Origin of the sequence: Methanosarcina mazei S-6, assembly GCF_000970205.1 — an archaeon.
GTDB lineage: Archaea > Halobacteriota > Methanosarcinia > Methanosarcinales > Methanosarcinaceae > Methanosarcina > Methanosarcina mazei.
On record NZ_CP009512.1, the window covers coordinates 3,955,779 to 3,980,093 of the forward strand.

Genomic DNA, 24,315 nt, shown 5'->3' on the forward strand with positions numbered 1-24,315 from the left:
CTGTCCGCCAGAAGATAAACATTTACATATGAGCAGGTATTTTTAAAGAGCGATTTAACCGGAACAAAGCTTACGCTTTATTTATGCTACCCTTATTTAGCAAGAAAAAACTGCCTGCAGTGTTTTCCGGGAACGGCAGCCCATGAGGGACATTATGGATAATAAACTTGACCCGTGGAGTTCAAGCAATATCACTGACTACTCCAAGTTATTCGAAGAATTCGGGATTTCTCCTTTTGAAAATATACTTCCGGAAATTCCGTCCCCGCATAAGTACATGCGGCGGAGAATCATCTTCGGGCACCGTGATTATGAACAGATTGCAGAGGCCATGCGGACAGGTGCCCCATTTTCAGTTATGGACGGCTTTATGCCATCAGGAAAAGTCCATCTGGGGCACAAAATGGTAATGGACCAGATCGTCTGGCACCAGGAGAAGGGAGCTTCAGCCTTTGTCGGGATTGCGGACAGGGAAGCCTTTTCAGTGCGCGGCTTTTCCTGGCAGAAATGCAGGGAAATAGGGGTAGAAGAATATATATTGAGCCTCATTGCCCTCGGTTTCAAGCCTGAAGGTCTCATTTACTTCCAGTCGGGATGCGGAAGTGTTAAAGACCTGGCATTCGAACTGGGAGCAAAAGTCAATTTCTCGGAACTGAGCGCTATCTATGGCTTTTCAGGTGAAACAAGCCTCTCCCACATGCTCAGCGTAGCAACCCAGGCTGCAGACATCCTCCAGCCCCAGCTAGAGGAATTCGGAGGATCAAAACCCGTTGTTGTTCCCGTGGGCCCCGACCAGGACCCTCACCTCCGCCTTACAAGAGGACTCGCAGGCAAAATGAATATGTTCAGGGTAGAGGAAAGGGAAACAGCAGAAGGCGGAAAGTACCTCAGCGTCCGGGGAAAAGGAGCTCCCAGGGAAGCTTTACAGGAACTTAAAAAACGCATTCCAGGGAAAGTAAAACTCTATGAAGAACACATTGATGTGCTCCAGACTCCTGACTATGCATTCCTTGAAAGGTTTGTTTTACAGATAAACCAGCCTGAGAGAAGGAATTATTTCATGACCCAGATTCAGGAAATCGCCACATTTGCCAATGCGGCTAAACCACCTGAATTTTCGGAGTATGAAAAATACTTCGTTTTTAAAAGGGTCTGGAAAACCACAGGGAAAATCCTTGAAGAAGTCGTGGCAGAAGTTGCAGCTGAGTTCGATGGCTACGCTTTCATTCCTCCTGCATCAACTTACCACCGTTTCATGAGCGGGCTACAGGGAGGAAAGATGTCGAGCAGCATCCCTGACAGCCATATAGCCCTCACAGATGACCCTAAGGAAGGGGCAAAAAAGGTAAAGAGGGCAAAGACCGGAGGCTGCATAACCCTTGAAGAGCAGAAAAAACTGGGTGGGAAACCTGATGAATGTTCTGTCTTTGAACTGATGCTCTTCCACCTGATAGAAGATGATGAGGAACTGCTGGAAATCAGAGAGGAATGTATCTACGGAACCAGGATGTGCGGCTCATGCAAGCAGCTCGCAGCCGAAAAGATGCAGGAGTTCCTTAAAGATCACCAGGAGAAGAGGGAACTTGCAAGAGAACAGCTTGATGAATACAGAATCATCTATAAAAAATAAATCACCCATCAGGTCATGAATCTTTAGTAAATTATGTATCTTCAGTAGATCCATGAACCTTCAGTAAATATTTATCTCCAGTAGACCCATGAATCTTTAGTAAACTATGAATCTACAATAAATTCATCAAATACAAGTGCCAAACTTATATCAAAATCTTAGTATTAAAGTCTTAAATTTTCAGGACTCACAGGATATGGTTCACAGGATTGACAGTTATGAGTATTCAGGACAACCTCACAATTAACGAAAAAAAAGTCTTGCTCGCCCTTGAGGAACTTAGATCGGCAGTTCCGGATAAGCTGGAAGAGAAGTCAGGGCTGCAGATAGATGCGGCGATGCAGGCTGCTTTCATGCTTCAGGAAAAAGAGCTTGCTTCTGTTTCCGAAAAAGTTCTCGAGCGCTATTCCCTTACAAAGGAAGGAGAAGAATACAAAAAAACAGGGCTTCCAGAGCGCCAGATTATTGATGCCCTGAAAAACCCTGTCTCCCTTGAGGAGCTCAGGAGCTGTTTCTCCCCCCAGACCGTGGGAATTGCAACGGGCTGGCTCGTAAAAAAAGGATGGGCAAAGGTTGAAAACGGAATAATGGTTCCTTCCGGAGAAGCTTCTGAAGGTAAGGACGAAAAAGCCCTTTCAGCTTTTGCAGGAAAAGCAAAGACTCTCGAAGAACTTGGAGCCGATGAAGGGACCGTAAAAGACCTTCTCAAACGCAAACTCGTCGTAAAACACGAAGAAAAGTTCAGGACTGTTTCAATAACAGACGCAGGAAGTGAACTTGCATCTCAGGGGCTTGTCCTTGAAGAAGAAATTGCCCAGCTTACTCCCGAACTGCTGAAAAGCGGAGCATGGAAAGAGAAAAAATTCAGGCCCTACAGGCTCGATATTACACCTAAACCACTTTACGGGACAAAAATTCACCCTTACAGGCGCCTGATTGAACAGATGCGCCAGATCTTTCTGGAAATGGGCTTTACAGAGATAAAAGGCGGTATAATCCAGAGTTCTTTCTGGAACTTCGACGCCCTCTTCCAGCCCCAGGACCACCCTGCCAGGGATATGCAGGACACATTCCACCTCGGCAGCACCTGTCAGATCCCGGCTGAATATTCGGGAAAAGTGGCAGCAATGCATGAGAACGGAGGAGATATTGACTCCTGCGGCTGGGGAGGAATATGGGACAGAGAACTTGCCGGGCGCAACGTTCTCAGGACTCACACCACCTCCGTGACCATAAAATATCTTGCAGACAACCCGGAGCCGCCAGTAAAAGCTTTCTGCATTGACAGGGCTTACCGCAGGGAAACAATTGACCCGACACACACGCCTGAGTTCGAGCAGCTTGAAGGTGTGGTCATGGATAAGGATATGTCTTTTGCAGACCTTCTCGGCCTCCTTGCAGAGTTCTACCACAGGATGGGATTCGAAGAAGTCCGCTTCCGCCCTGGATATTTCCCATATACGGAACCAAGCGTGGAACCTGAAGTTTATGTAGACGGGCTCGGTTGGGTTGAACTAGGAGGCGCAGGCGTTTTCAGGAAAGAGGTCACAGAACCTCTGGGCATCAAAGCGCCCGTCCTTGCCTGGGGGCTTGGAGTAAGCCGGCTCGCTATGCTAAAACTCGGGCTTAAAGACCTGAGGCTTCTTTATCAGTCTGATATTGACTGGCTCAGGAAGAGCGAAGTTTGCAAGATTTAAAAATAAAAAAAATCAAAAGTAATTCGGCTGTAAAAACTGTCTGTTCCAGCGAGCAGGCAGTTTCTTTCTTGTATTTTGATTTTTGTATTTTAATTTGTTTATTTTGATTTGTTTATTTTGGTTTTCATTGCCAGAAGATTGAGATTTTGATATTCAATTTTGCTGGTGAGGTCGAAGATTTCTTATTAATTTGCTCGAAAATATTTCTCATTAATTTGCTCGAAAATAGCTGGCTCAGCCGATTCAGTCATGCTCTGGCGTAAGAAAAGTTAGGCGAACATGCACAGTTAATTATATTTTTTCCGCAAAAACGATCCGTTCAACCGGCGTAGAAGCAAGTTCCCGGCCGGTAGGCCTGATATACCTCTCAGCAAGTTCCTCGTAACCGACGTGCTCGACTACCTTCCAGCCGTACCTTTCAAGAAAATCCGGCCACTCTTCCGGATCCATTCCGAAAAGCCAGATCTTATCCCTTACGTACTTTTTGTAAATATTCTCCCAGCCGTACATAATCCGGCCATCAAGAAAGTCTTTGCGAATATATGTGAAAGCCAGAAGGCTGCCATGCCCGGCTTTAGCCAGAAAATCAAAAGTCGCTCTGATTCCGGTTTCAGTCAGATACTGTGTAACAGCCTCCCAGATGAAAAATGTCCGCATATCCTCGGAGTAGCCATAAGACGCAAGAACAGAGCCCAATTCTTCCCTATCCAAATCTATCGACACAAGACTGACATGGGACGGGACTGCTCCGAACAATTTACACAACCGGTTCCGCTTGGACTTAATGTTTTCAGGCTGATCGACCTCCCAGACTGGCATGTTAGATAGAGCTGGCAACCTGTATGCCCGGGTATCAAAGCCCGCACCCAGGTTCACAACCGCATTAACCTGATTGGCCGACTCGACTAACTTCTCGTCTATGTACCTTTTTCTGCACAGCATACCACCCCAGAGACCGGGAGTGTTATTCCTGGTAACCCGGATCATCCGATTTCTTAACGAGTTAAACCGCATCAGCCATACGATAGATCTCATGCCGAAAGGCAGTATTCGATAAGCCACGTCATCTTCGATGATGCGTTGCTTCTCAGGAAAATATTGCTCGAGAGCAACCATTGCTGTTGGGCTCATCCCTGTTTTAGCTGCAGCTTTTGCCATGATGCCTCTCTTATTTTAAGTCAGCATATACATTTAATTTTGTTATCATGCGGATCTCATAGAAAAATAAATGTTAAGTAACTCTGAAACATTATTTTTGGCATAAAAATTTAAAACGGAAAACTGGAATATGGGTGGAAAGCCAATTGTGAACGCAAAGAAATACGGAAAAACTGCTAAAGGAGACTGGTTCAGGACAGCTCTTATGCTTTTTTTATTCATTGCAGTGACGGTTCTCTCCTCTATAGTTTTGCTCCCTGATTGCTGGTATCTCTGGTTGCTGATAGTTATCATGGGGATTCTACTGCTCGTGATCTGGCATACCAAAAACTTCGCTTACCTCTGCCCCAAATGCGGCGAGATCTTCGAGGTTTCAGTCCTTAAAAACTTTCTTAGCCCAAACGGTATAAATAGAAAATACCTGAAATGCCCCAGGTGCAGAAGACGGAGCTGGGCTGAGATACTGAGTATCAAATAATGAATAACTAAATAAATAACTAAATCAGGAATTATGGTGCTGCCCCGTTAATTAGTTGATATTTTGCTCTTCTTGTAATTTAACAAATCTGTTAGTGTCCATTTATGTTTAGTAATTCCAGCTTCTTTTGCTGGTGTTTTTCTTTCTGAAACTCCATTTTGTTTTTCTTTAGCTAATCCCCTGTGATCTCTACAAAAGTTAAAATATGTGGAATAAAGCCTGATTTGATTGTATAGACACTTAATTTTCTTTGAAAATCCTATTGTTTTCCTCGAGATCCTGTTATTATCCTGTCTAAACGTTAGATTTTGCCTTTCTAGTAAACTGGTTGATATATCACTATAATCTATATTTTGACCAAAGATAACTCTTTTTTCAATATTCTGAAGCTTACTTCCTTGTTTGTTTTTGATAACCTGAGCATATCTGAGATTTTCATCTGGTATAATTGCTGGTTTTCTAGGTCTTCCTTTCTTTCCTGTTTTAGGAGACTCTACCAATTTACCATATTTTTCCAAAAGAGCTTCAGCATAAAACTTTAATCCGTCTGTAACAAAAAGAGGTTTTAAATTTGAAAGGTGATTATCTGTAATGTTTACTAATTCGGTCGCCACATAATGTTTTCTTGGTCCCAGTACAAAATCAATTATTAACCTGAATTCAGGTGCAAAGCTTACCCACAACCATGCTCCATCATCTTCAATTTCTGTTCTTGGTGTAACTTTTTTTCAACTATTACCCATAGTTCGTCCATCTCAACTTTGCGAATGTTGAGATCTTTCATTAAGTCTTCATTTACAATATCACATTGTTTCGCTGCGCGAAACAACCAGTTACTAACTGTAGCAGGTTGAACTTCCAGTACATCAGAGATTGCTTGTATTGACATTCCTTTGATAGCCATTTTAATGGCTAGTTTGATATCAGATTCATCTTTACGGACATTATCAAAAAAAGTACCTGTTCTGTCATTGAATACTCTGCCGCATTCGCGGCAGATATATTTTCTAACTCGTTTATTCTTGATTTCATAGGTGCCATTGCCTATGATATTTTCTTTTCCAGTAATACCATAGAGTTTACAATCCTTATTAGGACAGAAAACATCGGTAAACTTTGGTTTTGCTCCTCTTTTCCCCATTATATTGATATTATATTTCTCCACGTATATAATATCAACTAAATATAAATGGAGCACCGGAATTATTGTTAATGAAAAATAACTGCTGCTTGAGGAAAAGATAACTGCTGTTTAAGAAGAAAACAACTGTTCCGCTATTTAAGAAGAAAATATCTATTGTTTGGGGAGAAAATAACTGTTGTTTGGGGAGAAAATAACTGTTGTTTGGGGAGAAAATAACTGTTGTTTGGGGAGAGAACAACTATTATTTGAGGGGATGAATAATACTGCTTGTGGAAGCAGGGGGAAAAGAGAGGATTCCTGAAGACAGGCAGGAAAAGATATCAGTGGATAAAGCTGAAGATTTGATAGACAGGAATGAAGGCAGTCTTTACCCTCAAACAGAAAAAAATATTCCCCTTTTACCTCTTCTTGCTGTTAACTTCATAGGAACGCTGGGGTTTAGCATTGTGCTCCCATTCCTTGTGTTTCTGGTAGACAGGTTTGGGGGTAATGCCTTTGTTTACGGGCTGGTAAGTGCTATGTATCCCATATTCCAGTTCATAGGTGCTCCTGCTCTGGGCAGATGGTCTGACATTTACGGGCGCAAGAAGGTTCTTCTCTTATGCCAGGTAGGAACCGTCATATCATGGATTGTCTTTCTCGGAGCTCTTTTTCTTCCGATTGTAACCCTTTTTAAAGTTGACTCTGAAATACTCGGGGATTTCGTATTTACTGTACCTCTTGCAATGCTTTTTGCTGCCAGAGCCCTTGACGGACTTACCGGAGGCGACATATCCGTAGCCAACGCTTATCTCGCAGATATTACTCCAGAGAGGGATAGAAATCGGAACTTCGGAAAAATGGCGATTTCTTCAAATCTAGGATTTATAGTCGGCCCTCTCCTTGCCGGAATTCTTAGCATGACAGAGTACGGAGATATAGCCCCTATCCTTGGAGCAATAATAATCTCAATTGCTGGAACGCTACTCATTATCCTCTATCTCCCTGAAAGCAAAGAATGCTATCTTGCAGAACCTGAAGAAGCTGAAAATATAAGGAAAATAAGGAAAATTTTTGGCTATGAGATAAGGGAATGCAAAACTACAGGAGAGACAGAGAAACCTGACTTCAGGGAGGTTCTGAAACTTTCGAATATACCTTATATGCTTGGCCTTTATTTTCTAATAGATCTGGGTTATAACGTATTCTACACTGCTTTTCCTCTGCATGCAGTCGCATCTCTTAACTGGAGCATTACAGAAATGGGCTTCTATTTTACGGCTTTGAGCGGGCTCATAATAATTGTACAGGGAACTTTGCTTCCCAGGGCTTCGAGAAAGTATTCGGATGCTACCCTCATAATCTTTGGAAGCCTGATGCTTGGCACAAATTTCTTACTAATGATTCCTGGAAAACTCCCTCTGCTCTACTTTGCGACAGGATTTTTCGCGCTTGGAGACGGACTTATGTGGCCCTCTTTTCTCTCCCTTTTATCAAAAGTTGCAGGAGCAAAATACCAGGGCACTGTACAGGGGTTTGGCAGCAGTTTCTCCGGACTTGCCAGCATTACAGGGCTGATCCTTGGAGGTCTCTTATATGAACTGCTGGCAGGAAAAGCCTTTTTGCTTGCAGGCATGGCTATTTACACCGTATTTTTGCTTAATTTCAGGCTCAGGCATTTTGAGAAAGAACTGTAACAGTGAATTGAATTTAAACCCTATTCTGCTTAAGTTTTCAAGAAATAAGTTAAATGAAAGAAAGCAGAAACAAAAATGTTTAAGTAAATTGAGCTGTATATTGACATGTTCAGTTCAAGCTATTTCTAGTTCGAACAATACTCGATTTAGATGAAGACTCCAGAAAGAGTTTAAAGTAAGTAAAGCCACAGCAAAAAAAGCTCCACATAAAAAGCATTAAGATTAAAAAACCGCAACTGAAAACCCCAGAATAATAAAAACTAGAAGCAGGAAATGATAAAATGATCGGAGTATCCTACATATTTTTGATATTTGGATTTGTTCTTGTTTTTTCTTTTATTTTCTGGGTGTGGACCCTTGCCGATTGCCTACGAAAAGAAACAGATGAAGGAAACACGCGCCTTATCTGGGTCATAGTTATTGTTTTTACATATATTGTAGGAGCTCTTCTTTACTACCTTATCAGGCGGCCTAAAAGAGTCAAAGAACTTGGATATACTAAAGGAATTCAGACTATATGAAGAGCCCTGCTCTTATAAAAAGGATCAGAGGATTCCTAAAAAGATCGTTTAATGGCTTAAAGACTATTAGGAGGAATGGATTCTTTTAGCTCCTCCATCTATGAAGCTTTAACCCCTTTAACCATTGAAAATCATACCGATTTCCTCAATCAAATGAGTCAGGCTTAAGCTTACCACTTTATTTTCGTTTTTTTCCCCGTGTATGCCTTGAGATAAATCTCGCTGCTGCGAGCACAGTGGCTGCCAGCGCCAGAAGTTTTCTCAGCTTGAAAAATATTCCTAACACCAAATCACCCCATCTTTAAAGTTCTTGCATTTATTGCTACAATTACGGTACTCAGACTCATGAGAACTGCACCTATAGCAGGGCTCAATAGAATGCCATATCCATAAAGCACTCCTGCTGCAAGCGGAATTGCAAAAACATTGTACCCGGTTGCCCAGAGAAGGTTCTGGTACATCTTGGAATATGTCCTCCTCGAAAGCTCAATGACATACAGCACGTCCCTGGGGTCGTTTTTAACCAGCACGATATCTGCAGTTTCAATTGCGACATCCGTTCCCGCACCTATAGCTATCCCCACATCAGCCTGGGCAAGGGCAGGAGCATCATTAACCCCATCTCCGACCATTCCTGTAACGTACTGTTTCTGGACTTCCTGGACTTTTGCTGCTTTTTCGTGAGGGAGAACCTCTGCAAAATAATCGTCAAGCTCCAGCTCTCTGGAAACCCAGGCAGCAACGAATCTGTTATCCCCCGTAAGCATCAGGCACTTTATTCCCATCCCTTTGAGCTTCAGGACTGCTTCTCTTGATTCTTTCCTGACGATATCGGCAAGGGCAAGGGCTCCAAGTACTCTCTTTCCTTCAAGCAAGAACACAACGGTCTTTCCCTGCTCCTTAATCTTTTCAATCTTCTCGTCTTCCAGGACGATTCCAATTTCTTCAAGATAACCGGGGCTCACTACAAGGTATTTCTTCCCTTCGATTATCCCTTCTATCCCTTTTCCGGGAATGGAGCTGAATTTTTCAACCTGCGAGGGTTCTATCCCTTTTTCTTTTGCACTGTCAATAATCCCTCTTGCAATAGGGTGTTCCGAGATGGCTTCAAGGGAAGCTGCAAGGCCAAGAATATGATTTTCATCATTCCTGTCGTTCGTTTTGTTACCCCCGCCGGAGAGAGATACTATATCCGTTACTCCAAACCTGCCTTCAGTAAGAGTACCGGTTTTATCAAAAATAACAGCTTCAAGGCTTCGGGCTTTTTCAAAAGCCTGCCTGTCCCGGATAAGGAGCCCGGATTTTGCTGCCATTGATGTCGAAACCGCAACCACGAGAGGGATTGCAAGCCCGAGAGCGTGCGGACAGGTGATAACCATTACGGTAACCGCCCTCTCAAGTGCAAAGACCAGAGCCTGCCCGAAAAGAGTCCAGAGGACAAAGGTTAGAGTCCCTACAGTCAGGGCTATGATAGTGAGGTACAGTGCTGCCCTGTTTGCCAGGTCCTGAGTTTTTGACCTGCTTTCCTGGGCTGTCCTGACAAGTTCGACGACCTGATTGAGGTAGGTGTCCTTCCCTGTTTTCTTAACTTCAACAACAAAAGCCGCTTCCCCGTTAATCGAACCTCCAATGACCTCACTTCCCTCGGTTTTCGTGACAGGCTCAGACTCCCCCGTAAGCATGGATTCATTTACACTGCTCGCCCCTTCTACAACAGTCCCGTCAACAGGCACCTTTTCCCCAGGCTTGACCAGAACCTTGTCTCCTATTCTCAGCTGCTCAACACCAACATCAACGATCTCACCGTTTTGTCTCAGATGAGCAACTGAGGGCATTATCTTAACCAGCTCTTCAAGAGCCCTTGAAGCCCCCATTACAGAACGCATTTCAAGCCAGTGCCCGAGCAGCATGACATCTATAAGGGTCACCAGTTCCCAGAAAAATACCTCTCCGTGAAGCCCGAAAACTACAGCAGAACTGTAAAAATAAGCCACACTGATTGCAATGGCTATAAGGGTCATCATTCCTGGAGATTTCTCAGCAAGCTCCTGCTTTATTCCCTTGAGGAAAGGATAGCCGCCGTAAAAATAAACAACGGAAGAAATCAGGAAAACGATAAAATCTGCACCAGGAAAACTAATTTCAAAGTTAAAAAAGTCCTGGATAGTCGGGGAAAGAAGCAAAACAGGGAACGTCAGTATAAGAGAAACGATAAATCTTCTTCTGAAATCTTCAAGCATATGGGTATGATGGTCCCCATGGTCTTTTCTCCCGGATGGCGAATGTCCCTCATGCCCCATTCCTTCTTGCTGTTCATATTTCATTTCCTCAGATTGTTCGTGATCTACATCCGGGTATTGCTCGTGCTTCATTTCTTCATGCTGCCCATAGTCAAGCGATTCCTCTTCGGCATGCATATCCCCCATTCCCCGAAATTAAATATTATTTGAAATATTATAGTTCTTTAATATTATTTGAAAATAAGGGAATCAAATATCCTGCATCCAAGAAAACAGCGGATTTAAAATTACGCACTCTAGGAGCACTCTAGGAGAATACTAAAACAAAAAACTGCAGTATAGTTCAAATAATTAAATAAATTAATCACCTTTTGAAAATGTTTAAATACATATCAGCCGTTAATTTTATAGAGGCTGAGATATGTCAGACCAGCATAAGGAAATAGAATGTGAACTGCTCGAAATATATAATAAAAATCTGGACCGATTTTTTTCACTGATAAAATTTATATTTTTAATATTTGGAGTTTATATTCTGACATTATCCAGTATATACGGCAAATTCGACATACACGCATTCGAGAACGCAGAAACGATTTCATTTTACTCTCTTCTTGCATCCTTATTATTTGTCAGCATAGCACTTATTGTTCCGTTTTCACAGCTATTGATACCAAGGGAACGAAGGTTTAAACAGACTGAAAACTCGATTCAATTTCGGAATGAAGAAGAGGCAAAAATATACAATAAAAAATTATATATGATAGTGAGGCAGCAGGAAAACTATTATGTAACGTCGTTTTTGCTGGTTTTGCTTTCTTTCATTTTCTTCTGCGGCCATTTTGTATCATTTGCGATTTGCATTTCCATTCCGGTCCTTATAATTTCTGTTTTTCACTATCTTACATTTACCGACTGGATAAAAAAAGAAAATAAAGAGATCAGGATATTACACCATGAAGGGTAAAAATGTATTAAACCTGACATGACAGAGACAAAAGAGTTTTCAAAACCCAGGTCTGTGTAAGAAACGAGTTTTCAAAATCGAGGTCCGTGTAATTCAGGTCTCTCCAGAAAATAGATCTTTTTATCACGTGAGATCTCTTTTTGTTTTATCCTCCATCGCACGTACAAATATTTTGCTTAATTCACGCAGCCACAGCACGGAACTTGCCACTGCTGCGCAGAGCAGCCAGTCTACGGGGCTCAAGCTCACTGTTGAAAATGCCTGTTGCAGGAACGGGATATAGACGACCATTACCTGCAGTAAAATGGACAGAAAAACAGCTCCCCAAAGCCATTTGTTTGAGAACATCCCGATGAAAGCGCTCTGTTTGTCCGAACGTGCATTGAAAACAACAAACAGTGAAAAGAAGACCACAGTGGTAAAAGCCATTGTCTGAGCATAACGCAGGCTGCCTGAGCCTTCAATCAAACCCCCGGGTAAACTGGCATCCAGTACGAGCAGGGTCCCGACAGCCATGATTGCACCGGTAAAGAGGTTGCCAGCCCACATGCTTCGAGTGATTACCCCTTCTTCCCGCGGGCGCGGCGGTTCTTTCATTATTCCCGGGTCCGCAGGATCAACGCCGAGAGCGAGCGCAGGTGGACCGTCTGAGATGAGATTTATCCACAGGATCTGGGTTGCCAGAAGCGGCAGCACTAACCCATTATCACCTGCTTCAGTAAGCCCGATCACATCTGCCAGCAGCAGACCGAAGAACATTATCATTACTTCCCCGAGGTTTGAGGATAGCAGGTAGCGCAGGAACTTGCGAATATTGGAAAAGATCGCACGCCCTTCTTCAACAGCCGCGACAATGGTAGCGAAATTATCGTCTGCGAGGACGATATCGGAGGCTTCTTTGGAGACATCTGTCCCGGTAATACCCATTGCCACGCCTATGTCGGCAGTTTTCAAAGCGGGAGCATCATTGACTCCGTCACCGGTCATTGCAACAATTGCCCCGCCACGCTGCAGTGATTTCACAATCCGAAGTTTGTGTTCGGGATTGACGCGCGCATACACCGAAACTTCCTGAACCGTCCGGTCAAGCTTATCCTCAGGCATTTTCTCAAGCTCCGCGCCCGTGACAGCTTCTCCATGGATGGGAATCCCAAGTTCTGCGGCAATTACAGTGGCGGTTTTAGGGTGATCACCTGTAATCATAATAGGGCGAACGCCTGCAGCCATTGCCCGTGCAACTGCTTCTTTTGCCTCCATGCGCGGAGGGTCAATCATGCCGATCAATCCCAGAAAAACGAGATCCTTCTCCACATCCTCGTCAAAATCTTCCTGCTTCATCGCCTTCTTCGGAAATACGCGGAAAGAAACCCCAAGAGTCCTCAGGGCTTCGCCTGCGAGTTCTTCATTCCTTCTCAAAATTTCTGCACGACGCTCCTCAGTGAGAGACCTGATCTCGTCCCCTACAAGCTCATGTGTACAGCGGGCAAGTAATACATCAGGTGCGCCTTTGGTAAAGGCAAGAATACGTTCCTTTTGTTCGGTATCATTATGAACCGTACTCATCAGTTTGCGTTCCGAAGAGAAAGGAATCTCTGCTATGCGTTCCAGCCGTGCATTGAGTACCTCAGCTTCCAGCCCGGCTTTTCGCGCCGCAACAATCAACGCCCCTTCAGTCGGGTCTCCGTGTACCACCCAGCGCCCGCCGCGTTCTTGCAACACAGCGTTGCTTGCCCGGTCAGCTGCTGCAAGTGCGCGTACAAACTCAAACTGGAGATCTCCATCAATTTTTTCTCCGCCTTCCTTATGGACCCCGCCTTCGGGAGCGTAACCCGTACCTTCCAGATTGACACGCCCACTGGCTGTGATGACCGCAAGTACGGTCATCTCGTTCCTGGTTAGCGTGCCCGTCTTATCGGAAGCAACAACATTCGCCGAGCCAAGAGTTTCTACAGCCGCTAAATGGCGCACGATAGCATTTTTCCTTGCCATGCGCTGAACACCTAGAGAGAGGACAACTGTCACAACCGCAGGCAAGCTCTCAGGAACAGCCGCGACCGCGAGTGCCACACCTAAAATGAGCACGTCAAAAAGGGCTGAAAAGCCGTGCACGTCCTCGACTAAAAGTATTGTTGCAATTATCACGACTGCAATGGCGACAACAATGATCCCGAGCATTTTGCCAACGCGCTGAAGTTCCTTCTGGAGCGGCGTGGTCTCTACAGGTGTTTCTTTAAGCATGCCGGCAATGCGTCCCATCTCGGTCTGCATTCCGGTTGCTGTGACCACTGCACGCCCATGCCCATAAACAGCTATAGTGCCGCTAAAGATCATATTATCGCAGTCGCCCAGTCCGACTTCTTCCGTAATCGGGAGATCGTCCTTCAAAACTGGCAGGCTTTCACCTGTCAGTGCCGCTTCGGCTGTTTGGAGCGCAGTTGATTGAAGCACACGGGCATCTGCAGGGATAGTGTTGCCTTCTTCAATGACAATAATATCACCAGGCACGATCTCAGTAGCCGGAATGTTCTGCCGCTTACCGTCCCGAACGACACTTGCCTGTGCTGCCGTCATCTGACGCAGAGCTGCCATTGCTTCCTCAGCTCGTGCCTGCTGAACATAGCCCATAATAGCATTGAGGAGTACGACAGCAAAGATCGCAATCGCCTCGTAAGGAAGTGCAGAATCACGCTCATAAAGCCACATGCCTGCCGATATAAGGGTTGCAACAAGCAGCAGGATGACAAGTACGTCATGGAACTGAGCCAGGAATTTCCTCCACGCAGGCACAGGCTTCTCTGCCATCAGTTCGTTCTTGCCGTATTTTTTAAGGCGTTCCCCAGCCTCTCCTACGCTCAGACCGTTCCGCGCATCTGTATCAAGTGAGGATATTACTTCCTTAGCCGTCTGCCGATACGGGATAATATGATCCAGCTGAACCGTCATATTATCACATCTTATCCTTTTTCACTTGCCTTTGAGGTTTCATAAGCGCGGTTTTTAGCGAATGTATGGTCATACAATTCTCCTGTCTACAGCCCTGGCACATCGTGTAACTTTAATGCATAAATGTAACTTTAATGCACAAATGTTGCTTTCACCTAACTGTCAGCGATAAAAATTTGTTTTCCAGTCTGTATTAATCTTTCATGTCAGGAATTTGAGATGGGATTGTTCTTAAAAACTCCTTTTTTGCTTCTAGAATCTGTTTTTATAATCCTTATAATTGTCCTTACATAAATTAGTGATTTTTATAAATATCATTTATACTAATGAGATAAGAAAATTTAATGAATTGTCAATTCTCTGAATTTTAGCTTTTCGGATTCATGCATAGTGAAGGAATTTCATTGAAAATAGTATTAAAGAAACAAAGAAACAAAAACACAAAGAAACAAAAACACAAAGAAACAAAAACACAAAGAAACAAAAACGCAAAGAAACAAAAACACAAAGACATGAAACTGATCGAAATATTTTCAATTAGTGAATTATTGAAAAAAATGAAATATTTGCTGAAAAATTGGTTTTCCATAACCAATTGAATCAGCTGTGAGAAGCTGAAGATGATAAAGGGTTTGCCAGGCAATCCAGTTAAAATTAAAGAAAATTTATCATTTAAAGGTCCATTTTTTTGAGAGGATATTTATAAAGATTAGAAATTATATATACACCTGGTTTCTCGGATAACTTTACCAGTATTATCTTTTTCTAAGAATCTCATGATTTCTTTGTCGTGAGAAATCATTGTCTTACAGTACGGGCATGGTTCTGCATTTTTGTACGTTATAGCACGCCTGAATGTTTCTGCATCTTCAAATTGAGCAATTTTTGAGCTGAACCACTTTCTACAGTTTGGGCACCTAACTTCACAGATTTTTATCTCGCTCATTTTCCCATCGTCTTTACACTTAATTTTACATTGTATAAAGAATTATCAAACTTATATATAAAGTAAGGTGGCAAAGATTAGTCTAATTATAACACTAAAAGGATAGACAATTCCAATCTATTTTATATATATTCGTAAAAGAAATAACTGTTAGAGAATATAGTCTGATTATTGAAGAAAAAGAAATATCCATCATAGTAAAAATTATTGGTAGTAGATAGAAAGTTCAAATAGATGAAAGAAAATAAACAGAGCTTAAAAATCAATAGACACACTTTTCAAAAATATAGAGTCAGATTAAATTCTTTACATATGCATTTATTTTTTCTCTGCTGTGCTGATTCCAAGAATAGCATAGGGAGTACAGTGTCTGAGGATTGAACTGTAAAGGCCCATAAAAGCTATCAGCGCAACAATCCATTTCCAGGGCGACCTTTTCACAAGACCTGTTGCCAGCGCGAGAATCGCAAGTATCCCGTATATCGTCCTGAACAGGAGATCAAAGCCCCCTACATTCTCTTCCAGAAACAATTTTTTAAGGTTCATCAGACAAAACCCCTTATAATCCCTCTTACATACTTATAGACCCCTCAATATATAGCGTTATTCTGTTTGTATTCTACACATTTCCGTTTGTTATTCCGTTTATCAGGATAACTCCCCAAGCAACAGATATGAAAAACCTCTTTGAAAAGATCCATAATCCTGAAAAATCACAAAATATATAACAAAAAATGAGAAGGTTTTAACCATGCCCGAGATAAAAATTGACAGGTCTCTTTCATACATCGAAGGCACGCAGCGCGTGTACGATGAAGCCACCACTCTCGAAAACACAAAAAACCAGATAAAAAAGATAGGAGTTACCCGAATCGCAGATATCACAAACCTGGACAGGTTAGGGGTCCCAATATTTTCTTCTATTCGCCCCAGTGCAGCTCCGGGAGCGATAAGCATCTACTCAGGCAAAGGTTCAACCGAACAGAGAGCCCGAATTTCAGCAATAATGGAAAGTTTTGAGCGCTGCCTGGCAGAAAGGCCCGGCCTGAACGCAAACATTGCAGGCGATATTTCAGCTCCTGCTCTTGTTGAATCTTACCTGAACGCCAGGGAAAACTATGTTACTCTTGACCCGGGCTCCCTTCTCCTTTCCCAACCTTATAACCCGAGTTCTCTTCTTGAGTGGGTAGGAGCATACGACCTCCTGAATAAAGAAGAAGTCTTTGTGAGCGCAAACGCGGTATACCACCCGTATGATTCTCCGGGGCAGTGCCAGAAACTTTTCCTGAGTAATACCAACGGGCTGGCTTCAGGAAATGTACTTGAGGAAGCTATCCTCCACGGGCTGCTTGAAGTTATAGAAAGGGATGCAATCAGTACAGCTCAGTTTACCCGTGACCTTGGAAAAGAGATCGTGCTTACCGAAGAAGACGGATACCTGTACGAGATTTCCAGAAAATTCAAAGACTCAGGAATAGACCTCAAAATCTGGCTTGTCCCGACAGACACAGGAATTCCTACAATTATTGCGGCAACTGATGATGTAAAACTGAAAGATCCGGCCCTGCTTGTCATGGGGGCAGGCTCCCACCTTAAGCCCGAGATCGCGGTTGCAAGAGCGATAACCGAAGCTGCGCAGTCAAGGGTTGTCCAGATTCAGGGCGCAAGAGAAGATACTGATAGAGAAGGATTTATCCGCAGTGTAGGCTACGACCGCATGAAGCGCCTTAACTGGTTCTGGTTCGAGGAAGGAGAAAAGATTTCCCTCTCCGAAGTTCAGGACATCTCTAAAAGGAGCCCTGCCGAAAACATTGACGTGATCCTTGAAAAGCTGAAGGGCCTTACGGAAAAAGTGCTCGTTGTTGATCTTTCAAGAGAAGAAGTTGCAGTGCCTGTAGTAAGAGTAATCATTCCGGGCTTTGAGCTCTTCACAATAGACCGTGACCGCAAAGGAAAAAGGCTTGCTGCCGGAAAGAAGAAAGAAATTCCAAGAAACAAAAACGATAAGCCCTGGAAAAGAAGATAAAGCCTCTGAAAAGGAAATAAAACTGTAAGAAAGAACATAAATCCCTGAAAAGAAAATAAAGCTGTGGAAAATGAAATGAAAGAAAAAGCAGTCATTTTTACCGGAAACAGCATAAGCCATGAGGACGCAAAAAAAATTCTCCTGGCTAATTACCAGCCCCCTGTGCGCAGGTTCCAGCTTGAAAAATTTATCCAGCAGGGGTATAAGGTCATGGGAATTATAGATGGAATTTTCTTTGACCGGGCTGCAGTAGGGCACAGAGAAATAATTTCTGCCCTTAACGCAGGAGTGAGGGTTGTGGGTGGTGCAAGCATGGGGGCACTCAGGGCTTCTGAACTTGATACACATGGGATGATCGGCGTAGGAAAGGTCTATGAATGGTACAGGGACGGTGTAATTGAATCTGATGACGAGGTTGCCATCAGTACCAACCCTGAAACCTTTGAACCCATTTCCGTGCCGCTGGTAAACATAAGGGAGACCCTTAAAGCTGCTCTGGGTGCCGGAATTTTAAGCGAAAAAGAATATGAGGATATTCTTGAGCTTGCAATCAGTACCTATTACCCTGACCGCAGTTATCTCGGGCTTACGAAAGAAGGGGCTAAAAAAGGTCTCATCTCTGAAGAAAAAAGGAAACTACTACTTGATTTTTGCATTAACAGTGAAGTCGATGTAAAAAAACGGGATGCAGTTCTTGTGATTGAGACTGTAAAAAGGCTTGTCGAAGAGACTGAGGTTTAAAACCTGCTAAAGTCTCCCCAAATTAGCGTCCTCAAATTAGCAGTTTACCCTTCCAGATCCCGGTTACCTTGTGGAGGAATAGAGCTGTAAGGTTGTCACAGATATGAGCAGAGTGGCAATAACAAAAATCCCTTCCTGAAGATTTCTCCGATGTCTGGTACTTTGATGATCTGGCACTTTTGCCCTATCAGACATTACGCAGTTTAAAGAGAAATCAATAGCGATAACTCCCTAAATGTCTAAAACTCGTGTTTAACTGCATAGGCAATCTTAAAAGCAAAAGAAATAATAAAAATAGATTTTTTAAGAGTAATATTTAAACCTTTTTCTTCATTTAAACCTTTTTCTTCTTCAATTATCTCAACGTCTATTCTACACTTTATTTATTAGGTTCTACACTTTATTTATTAGGTTCTACACTTTATTTATTATATTCTTAGACATATACTTTTTACCGTTATAGACGCTTCTTCTTTCCTTAAGAAATTAGATGAAAATTATTAATATGAACACATCAATAATCAGATAGGGAATAAAATGCGGTAGTCAGAGCATAGAGAGTAAGCTTGAAGAATTCTGATCGTGACCTGTGGCTCTGAAATTACTGGGAAAAAACATAGGCCTGTAAAGAGGATGAAAATCCGGGATACAGGAGCACAAATTTAGAAACAATAAATCAAGAACATGAGGAGTAAGCATGGAAGGAAACATTGAGATGAAATCCAGACCGCGAAGACAGATACTGATCGCTACCGACGGTTCAGAGACCGCAAACGAAGCCGCAGATTTCGGGATAGAAATGGTTGGGTGCAGCGGGGCAAAAGTATTTGCCCTGTATGTTATTGATGTAACACCCTACCGCTCAGTTTCACTGGATAAAATCTGGTCAAAAGAAACTCTTGATGAATTCGAGAAAGCTGGGTATGAAGCAACCGCTTATATAGAGAAAATTGGAAAAGCTGCCGGAGTCGAAGTCGAAACCAGGGTGCTCAAAGGACATCCGGCTGAAAAGATTATAAGTTTTGCAGAGGACAACAATATAGATATGATCATAGTCGGTTCGCTTGGAAAAGGCGGATATGAGCGCGTTGTGCTCGGAAGCGTGTCTGAAAAAATTGTAAGGCACTCAAAAGTCCCGGTTCTGGTTGTCCGGGAAAAGCACAAAAGAGACAAAAAATTGATACAGGCATAATAGGAACCTGAACAGATAAAAGAGGCAGCCTGATTCTTTTCAGAAAAATCTGTTCAGGATCAGGTTGCTTAATTAAATAATCGGTTTAATTTGGGGTAAACCGGGAGGAAGAGGGGTATGGGGAGAGATCTTTACAAAAAGATCCTGATTGCTACTGACGGTTCGGAGAACGGGGCGCAGGCAATAAACGCAGGAATAGAAATTGCAAGGCTGAGCCAGGGGAAAGTCTACGCTCTTTATGTTATTGATAACACATGTTATCCAGCCGAAAAATGGAACCCTAAATTGAAAACGGCAATGGAAGAACAGTTTAAGGCTTTTGGGCTTGAAATGACAGCAACGGTCGAAGAGGCTGCAAAAGCAGCGGGCATTGATGTGGAGTTCGTAATCCGGGAAGGGCATCCGGCTGAAAAAATACTGGATTTTGCGGAAAAGCAGGACATTGATATGATTGTCGTAGGCTCGCTTGGGAAAACAGATGCTGAACGCTTTCTGCTTGGGAGCGTATCTGAAAAAGTTGTAAGGAACGCAAAAGTTCCGGTACTTGTCGTACGTGAAAAGAGCCTTTAAAAAGATGAAAGTCTGAGATATATAGATGCAGATTCCAAAATTCAAATTTTTTTTCCGGATCTTATTGTAAGGGTAATTAAGAGCCTATCCGAAAAGTAAGCAATGCACGCTGAAAAGTTATAGTATATAATATCAAAGTACCCTTACGGTTTTGCATACTGTATATTATAAAAGTTACAGCAGGTAACCACTTTTCGGATAGGCGCTAAGTCACCAATCACGAGGTTAAAGAACATAAATTGGTAACAATAAGATGAGTTTTGGTATCTGTGCAATAATAAATCCAGAATATGAGGGGGATAAATATGGAAGGGAGTAATGAAAAATTCAAACCACAAAAAATTCTGATAGCTACGGACGGTTCAGAAGCCTCTGAAAAAGCAGCAGATTTCGGGATAGAGACTTTGAGATTTGAGGGAGCAAAGGTCTATGCTGTATATGTCATTGATACAGGTTCTTATGGCTCAGTTCCAGTTGACGAGAAGAAGTTTAAAAAAATAGAGCGGCTTGAGGAAATAGGGCATAAAGCAACCTCTTACGTTGAGAAAAAGGCAACAGCTGCTGGAATGAAAGTCGAATCCATAGTGCTTAAAGGAAATCCAGCTGAAGAAATTGTGGATTTTGCAGAAGAGCAGAGAGTCGACATGATCGTCGTAGGCTCGCTTGGAAAAAGTGGAATCAAGCGTTTTATGCTTGGAAGTGTATCCGAAAAAGTTGTAAGGCGTGCAAAAATCCCTGTACTGGTTGTCAGGGAACAAAAAGAAATAAAACCACAAAAACAAATTTTGATAGCTGCCGACTGCTCAAAAGCTACTGAAAAAGCAGTGGATTTCGGGATAGAAATTGCAAAGTTAAATGGGGCAAAAGTCTATGCCGTACATGTCATCGATCCAATTTTTAATGACTTAATGGAGGAAGCGTGGGCAGAAAATGCGTATGAGCAATTTAAGAAAATTGGTCGTGAAGCAGTATCTTATGTTGAGGAAAAGGCAAATGCTGCCGGAGTGAAAGTTGAATCCGCAGTACTCGAAGGGAATCCGGCTGAAGAAATTGTGGACTTTGCAGAAGAGCAAAAAGTTGACATGATCGTCGTGGGCTCGCTTGGAAAAAGCGGATATGAACAGTTCGCGATTGGAAGCGTATCTTCAAAAGTCTTAAGGAACGCAAAAGTCCCGGTACTGATAGTACACGATATCTATGAATTTGTCGAGCTTTTCCGCCGTTGCCAAAAGAGTGAAGAAGTCCTGACCCCCGTCGCGGGCGAGAAAGAACAGTGAAAAGCCGGGGCCTGAAATCAAGAAGAGTTGTCTCAGGGGATATTTTATGAAACGAAATCCTTACAGGAAAATTCTACTTGCAACAGACGGTTCGGAAAACTCAAAAAGTGCAGCCTGTTCAGGGCTTGAGATTGCAAGGTGTACCGGCGCTGAGGTATATGCCGTATATATCGCCGGAATTTCCTGCTGTTCTCCGATTATGCCTGAAAGTTATGACTGGGAGATAGGAAAAGAGGGAAGTGAAGCCGTTGCCGAGATAGAGGAACTGGGAAAAAAAATAAATGTAAAGGTAAATCCTGTCCTTCTTCAGGGGTATCCTGCTCAGGAACTTCTGGAATTTGCAGAAAAAAATGATATTGATATGATTGTCATGGGGACACAGGGAAAAACCGGAATTGACCGGTTCCTCCTTGGAGGTGTTACGGAAAAAGTTATAAGAAATTCAAAAGCGGAAGTGCTGGTCGTACGCTCTCCCTGCCCCTGAAAAATAGATAAATTTTCTTAATGGAAAAATTTCCTTTTTTGTTTCCATATTTAATTCATTTTGCCCTGTAATACACGCTGTTTTTGGAACCTATTTCCTCTATTTTGCCTTCAGCAAGCAATTTTTCGAGGACAGGGCGGAGACTTTCAGGGTCTATGCTCAGTCCCTGCCATGTCTGTTCAAAGGTACAGGGCCTCCTGAGGAGAAGGGCATAGACTTCCTCTTCCAGGTCCCGGTGTAAAACTTTTGCCTTTTTCTTTTTGCCCTTTAAAACCAGCCTTACTTTTTCAGCTCCAAACTCTGATATAAAGCGGTCAGCAATTTCCCTTAACCTTTCCTCTGATACCGGTTTTACCCATTTTTCTGCAGGAGGGCGGCTGATAGTCAGGACTTCGATCTCATCAGGGCATATGTACCTGATTGTTTTTATCAGGCAATCGACCTCTTCATCAGTGCTGTTCAGAGGCTCCCCTGTTTCACTCTCAAGAAACATAACCTCAAGTGCAAGCTTTTTTCCATCACCGGCTTTTGCAAGTTCCCTTAAGCCCTCAATTATTTCCTGAAAATTTATGCAGGGAGCAGGTCTGTGTATCTTTCTCCAGGTTTTTTCGATTCCTGAAACAAGGGTAGCAACAACCAGGTCTGCCTGAGACAGATTCTTCCGTACATCCTCTCTTCCCATAAGGGAAGAATTCGTTATCACACAGACAGGAACTCCGCTTATTTCCCTTATACTCTGGATCATCTCCCCCAGAGAAAGGTTAAGAGAAGGTTCGCAGGTCCCTGAAAAAGTGATATAGTCAAGTCCCTCAACATCTTTATAGAACTTCTCGAAGCTTTCAGAGACTTCTTTCGGGGTTACTGCTTCTTTAACATCTTCAGGACTCCCGAGTTTTAACTCAACGTGTCCGAGCTGGCAGTAAATGCAGTCATAATTACAGTTTTTTTTCGAACCTGTGTTCTTTATTACATCTATTCCCAGGGACCTGCCAAGCCTTCTGGAAAGAATTGGTCCGTAAACGATTCTTGATTTCATTTTTACTCTTCCTTTCAAAAAAATCTGGGCCCAAAAATCAGAAAATCTGGAAAGAGAATAGCGGCAAATCAGCAGGAAACCCTTCCATTTTCCAGTCCGAAATTCATTTTTTCAAACTCATTTATGAATTCAGAACCCACCGGTAACCATCGAGTTAATGAACTCATTCCTGAATTTATACATTGATTTATTTCTTTTCATCAATTTTCGGGGGCTGCTGGGTTTTCAAACTTTCTATAAACGCCTCAAATTCCTGTTTCAGAGCCCTGATCCTGTTCTCAAAGAATTCGATATTTGATTCCGTGCTGGACTGAGAAGTTTCTGGATAATAGTATCCCGGGTGTTCATTCCTGGAAAAAAAGCCTCTACCTCTTTCGAGACCAGAATTTTTCCTGCACCGGAAACCACGGCCTGTTCCTCGTCCCATACTGCGTCCGCCGGCTCCACGGCTAAACATCCGGCCTGTACCCGCCTGACCTCCTGTAGTATAACCCGGACTGTCACTGCCTGAGCAGTGTCCCATAGCCCGTCCTGTCTTTGATCCCTGTCCCATCGGACCTGTTCTGTCTCCTCTTGGCATTATTTCAACTCCTTTCATTGTAATGTTAATATACCATAAATATTTAGCAAGTCGTGGTTGTCTGGTAAAAATCTTTAAATGATTCTGAAAACGATTTAAAATAGAGCAACAGAAAAACAATGTCTGTGCCTTTCTCCCACTCTATTTTCCAGACCACCTTTTAATTCATTTCCTGACCATAGGGCTTCCGCATTTCTCACACTTCACCTGGCTGCAGCTGACTCCCGGAGTATGGGGAGTTTCATATCCGCAGGCGGTACATATGCAGTTTCCTTCGGGTCCGCCGAACCGGCCTCCCCGACCTTTTCCCTGCCCGCGACCTCTTCCGCCGCCAGCCGGACCCTGCCCTGCAGGACCTGTTCTGTCTCCTCTTGGCATTCTATAATCTCCTCCTTCAATTCTGATCGCTTTTCCATGTACAAGCGCATCAGTTACTTTTTCAAGTGCTTTTTTCAGAGCCCTCTGAAAAGTGGACTGGTGAATCTCCATACGAGCCGCAGCCTCGGTCTGGGAAAGGTTTTCCAGAAAGCTGAGCCTCATGGCCTCGAGTTCGTCGATAGTCAACAAAATCTCTTCGGAAATTTCACTTTCGGGACTGAAAGGCCTGAATTGCCTTTCCGGATGTTCGAAATCCACCATTCGTCTTTTTCTGGGGCGCATAGTAATGCATAATAATGCAAAATATATATAGTTTTCCATCCATTCAGGCTTCAGCTTAAAATGAGCTTCGAAAGAAAAAAGCGAGACATGCCAGTTAAGACACATAAAAACACATAAAACCCAGATCATAGAGATGTAAGCAACTTTTTCCAGGTGCTCTTTTAAGTGTACTTTGAAAGCAGGCTGATAAACACCCATAAAGGCTTCAGCCTCAGTCGGGACAGATTTTCCAGAAAACTGAACTCATAGTTTAAGTTCGCCGTCTTTGCGGGCTGTCCGGAAGGGGAACTCTCTTCTAGATTTTCAGATCTGAAATGTCTCAGCTGGTGTTCAAAATTTACCGTCTTTC

At 43.0% G+C, this 24,315-nt stretch carries 20 protein-coding genes and 1 pseudogene; 12 read left to right on the forward strand and 9 right to left on the reverse strand.

What is annotated here, in order from left to right; all coding sequences use genetic code 11:
- The first annotated feature begins 154 nt into the window (after positions 1-154).
- Both MSMAS_RS17000 and pheS read left to right on the forward strand, forming a co-directional pair.
- Positions 155-1,630, forward strand: coding sequence for a tryptophan--tRNA ligase (locus MSMAS_RS17000; protein WP_226987742.1), 1,476 nt, complete (start codon positions 155-157; stop codon positions 1,628-1,630).
- 218 nt (positions 1,631-1,848) lie between these two features.
- Positions 1,849-3,327, forward strand: coding sequence for a phenylalanine--tRNA ligase subunit alpha (gene pheS / locus MSMAS_RS17005; RefSeq protein WP_048045875.1), 1,479 nt, complete (start codon positions 1,849-1,851; stop codon positions 3,325-3,327).
- Between the two features lie 291 nt (positions 3,328-3,618).
- Here the strand turns inward: pheS and MSMAS_RS17010 are convergent, their stop codons facing one another.
- Positions 3,619-4,485: a class I SAM-dependent methyltransferase gene (locus tag MSMAS_RS17010; RefSeq protein ID WP_011033415.1), complete on the reverse strand. Its 867-nt coding sequence runs from the start codon at positions 4,483-4,485 to the stop codon at positions 3,619-3,621.
- A 130-nt stretch (positions 4,486-4,615) separates the two neighbouring features.
- Between MSMAS_RS17010 and MSMAS_RS17015 the strand changes: the two genes are divergently transcribed.
- A complete protein-coding gene (locus MSMAS_RS17015) occupies positions 4,616-4,963 on the forward strand; it encodes a hypothetical protein (RefSeq protein WP_226987715.1) in 348 nt (115 codons plus the stop codon).
- A gap of 47 nt (positions 4,964-5,010) precedes the next feature.
- Here MSMAS_RS17015 and MSMAS_RS18455 read toward each other — a convergent pair.
- A pseudogene (locus tag MSMAS_RS18455) lies at positions 5,011-6,104 on the reverse strand (IS1 family transposase).
- Positions 6,105-6,448: 344 nt separating this feature from the next.
- Between MSMAS_RS18455 and MSMAS_RS17030 the strand changes: the two are divergent.
- Positions 6,449-7,783, forward strand: coding sequence for an MFS transporter (locus MSMAS_RS17030; protein ID WP_011033411.1), 1,335 nt, complete (start codon positions 6,449-6,451; stop codon positions 7,781-7,783).
- 305 nt (positions 7,784-8,088) lie between these two features.
- On the forward strand, positions 8,089-8,304 hold the full coding sequence (locus MSMAS_RS17035; RefSeq protein ID WP_230633311.1) for a PLD nuclease N-terminal domain-containing protein: 216 nt from the start codon (positions 8,089-8,091) through the stop codon (positions 8,302-8,304).
- Between the two features lie 290 nt (positions 8,305-8,594).
- Here MSMAS_RS17035 and MSMAS_RS17040 read toward each other — a convergent pair whose 3' ends face one another.
- Together MSMAS_RS17040 and MSMAS_RS17050 are read right to left on the reverse strand one after the other, a co-directional pair.
- On the reverse strand, positions 8,595-10,730 hold the full coding sequence (locus MSMAS_RS17040; RefSeq protein ID WP_011033409.1) for a heavy metal translocating P-type ATPase: 2,136 nt from the start codon (positions 10,728-10,730) through the stop codon (positions 8,595-8,597).
- Positions 10,731-11,634: 904 nt separating this feature from the next.
- Complete coding sequence (locus MSMAS_RS17050; protein ID WP_048046855.1) at positions 11,635-14,454, reverse strand: cation-translocating P-type ATPase; 2,820 nt, start codon at positions 14,452-14,454, stop codon at positions 11,635-11,637.
- 404 nt (positions 14,455-14,858) lie between these two features.
- On the opposite strand from MSMAS_RS17050, the gene MSMAS_RS17055 reads away from it, so the two are divergent.
- Complete coding sequence (locus MSMAS_RS17055; protein WP_048037073.1) at positions 14,859-15,053, forward strand: hypothetical protein; 195 nt, start codon at positions 14,859-14,861, stop codon at positions 15,051-15,053.
- Positions 15,054-15,163: 110 nt separating this feature from the next.
- On the opposite strand, the gene MSMAS_RS18460 is transcribed toward MSMAS_RS17055, so the two are convergent.
- Positions 15,164-15,400 (reverse strand): hypothetical protein, encoded by a 237-nt coding sequence (locus tag MSMAS_RS18460; protein ID WP_011033406.1) that lies wholly within the window; start codon positions 15,398-15,400, stop codon positions 15,164-15,166.
- Positions 15,401-15,718: 318 nt separating this feature from the next.
- Positions 15,719-15,946: a YgaP family membrane protein gene (locus MSMAS_RS17060; RefSeq protein ID WP_011033405.1), complete on the reverse strand. Its 228-nt coding sequence runs from the start codon at positions 15,944-15,946 to the stop codon at positions 15,719-15,721.
- Between the two features lie 205 nt (positions 15,947-16,151).
- Here MSMAS_RS17060 and MSMAS_RS17065 point away from each other — a divergent pair, with 205 nt between their 5' ends.
- The 6 genes from MSMAS_RS17065 to MSMAS_RS17095 all read left to right on the forward strand — a co-directional run bounded on the left by MSMAS_RS17065 (position 16,152) and on the right by MSMAS_RS17095 (position 21,690).
- Positions 16,152-17,426, forward strand: a complete 1,275-nt coding sequence (locus MSMAS_RS17065) for a YcaO-related McrA-glycine thioamidation protein (RefSeq protein WP_011033404.1) — start codon at positions 16,152-16,154, stop codon at positions 17,424-17,426.
- A 63-nt stretch (positions 17,427-17,489) separates the two neighbouring features.
- Entirely contained in the window at positions 17,490-18,167 is a 678-nt protein-coding gene (locus MSMAS_RS17070; protein WP_011033403.1) for a TfuA-related McrA-glycine thioamidation protein, read from the forward strand.
- Between the two features lie 697 nt (positions 18,168-18,864).
- On the forward strand, positions 18,865-19,359 hold the full coding sequence (locus tag MSMAS_RS17075; protein WP_011033402.1) for a universal stress protein: 495 nt from the start codon (positions 18,865-18,867) through the stop codon (positions 19,357-19,359).
- Between the two features lie 117 nt (positions 19,360-19,476).
- A complete protein-coding gene (locus MSMAS_RS17080) occupies positions 19,477-19,929 on the forward strand; it encodes a universal stress protein (RefSeq protein ID WP_048046857.1) in 453 nt (150 codons plus the stop codon).
- A gap of 305 nt (positions 19,930-20,234) precedes the next feature.
- A complete protein-coding gene (locus tag MSMAS_RS19880) occupies positions 20,235-21,206 on the forward strand; it encodes a universal stress protein (protein WP_011033398.1) in 972 nt (323 codons plus the stop codon).
- Positions 21,207-21,252: 46 nt separating this feature from the next.
- Complete coding sequence (locus MSMAS_RS17095) at positions 21,253-21,690, forward strand: universal stress protein (protein ID WP_011033397.1); 438 nt, start codon at positions 21,253-21,255, stop codon at positions 21,688-21,690.
- 55 nt (positions 21,691-21,745) lie between these two features.
- Here MSMAS_RS17095 and MSMAS_RS17100 read toward each other — a convergent pair whose 3' ends face one another.
- The 3 genes from MSMAS_RS17100 to MSMAS_RS17110 form a co-directional block, all read right to left on the reverse strand.
- Entirely contained in the window at positions 21,746-22,726 is a 981-nt protein-coding gene (locus tag MSMAS_RS17100; protein ID WP_011033396.1) for a radical SAM protein, read from the reverse strand.
- 187 nt (positions 22,727-22,913) lie between these two features.
- Positions 22,914-23,306 (reverse strand): DUF5320 domain-containing protein, encoded by a 393-nt coding sequence (locus tag MSMAS_RS17105; RefSeq protein WP_011033395.1) that lies wholly within the window; start codon positions 23,304-23,306, stop codon positions 22,914-22,916.
- Between the two features lie 165 nt (positions 23,307-23,471).
- On the reverse strand, positions 23,472-23,966 hold the full coding sequence (locus MSMAS_RS17110) for a DUF134 domain-containing protein (RefSeq protein ID WP_048046011.1): 495 nt from the start codon (positions 23,964-23,966) through the stop codon (positions 23,472-23,474).
- Positions 23,967-24,315 lie beyond the last annotated feature (349 nt).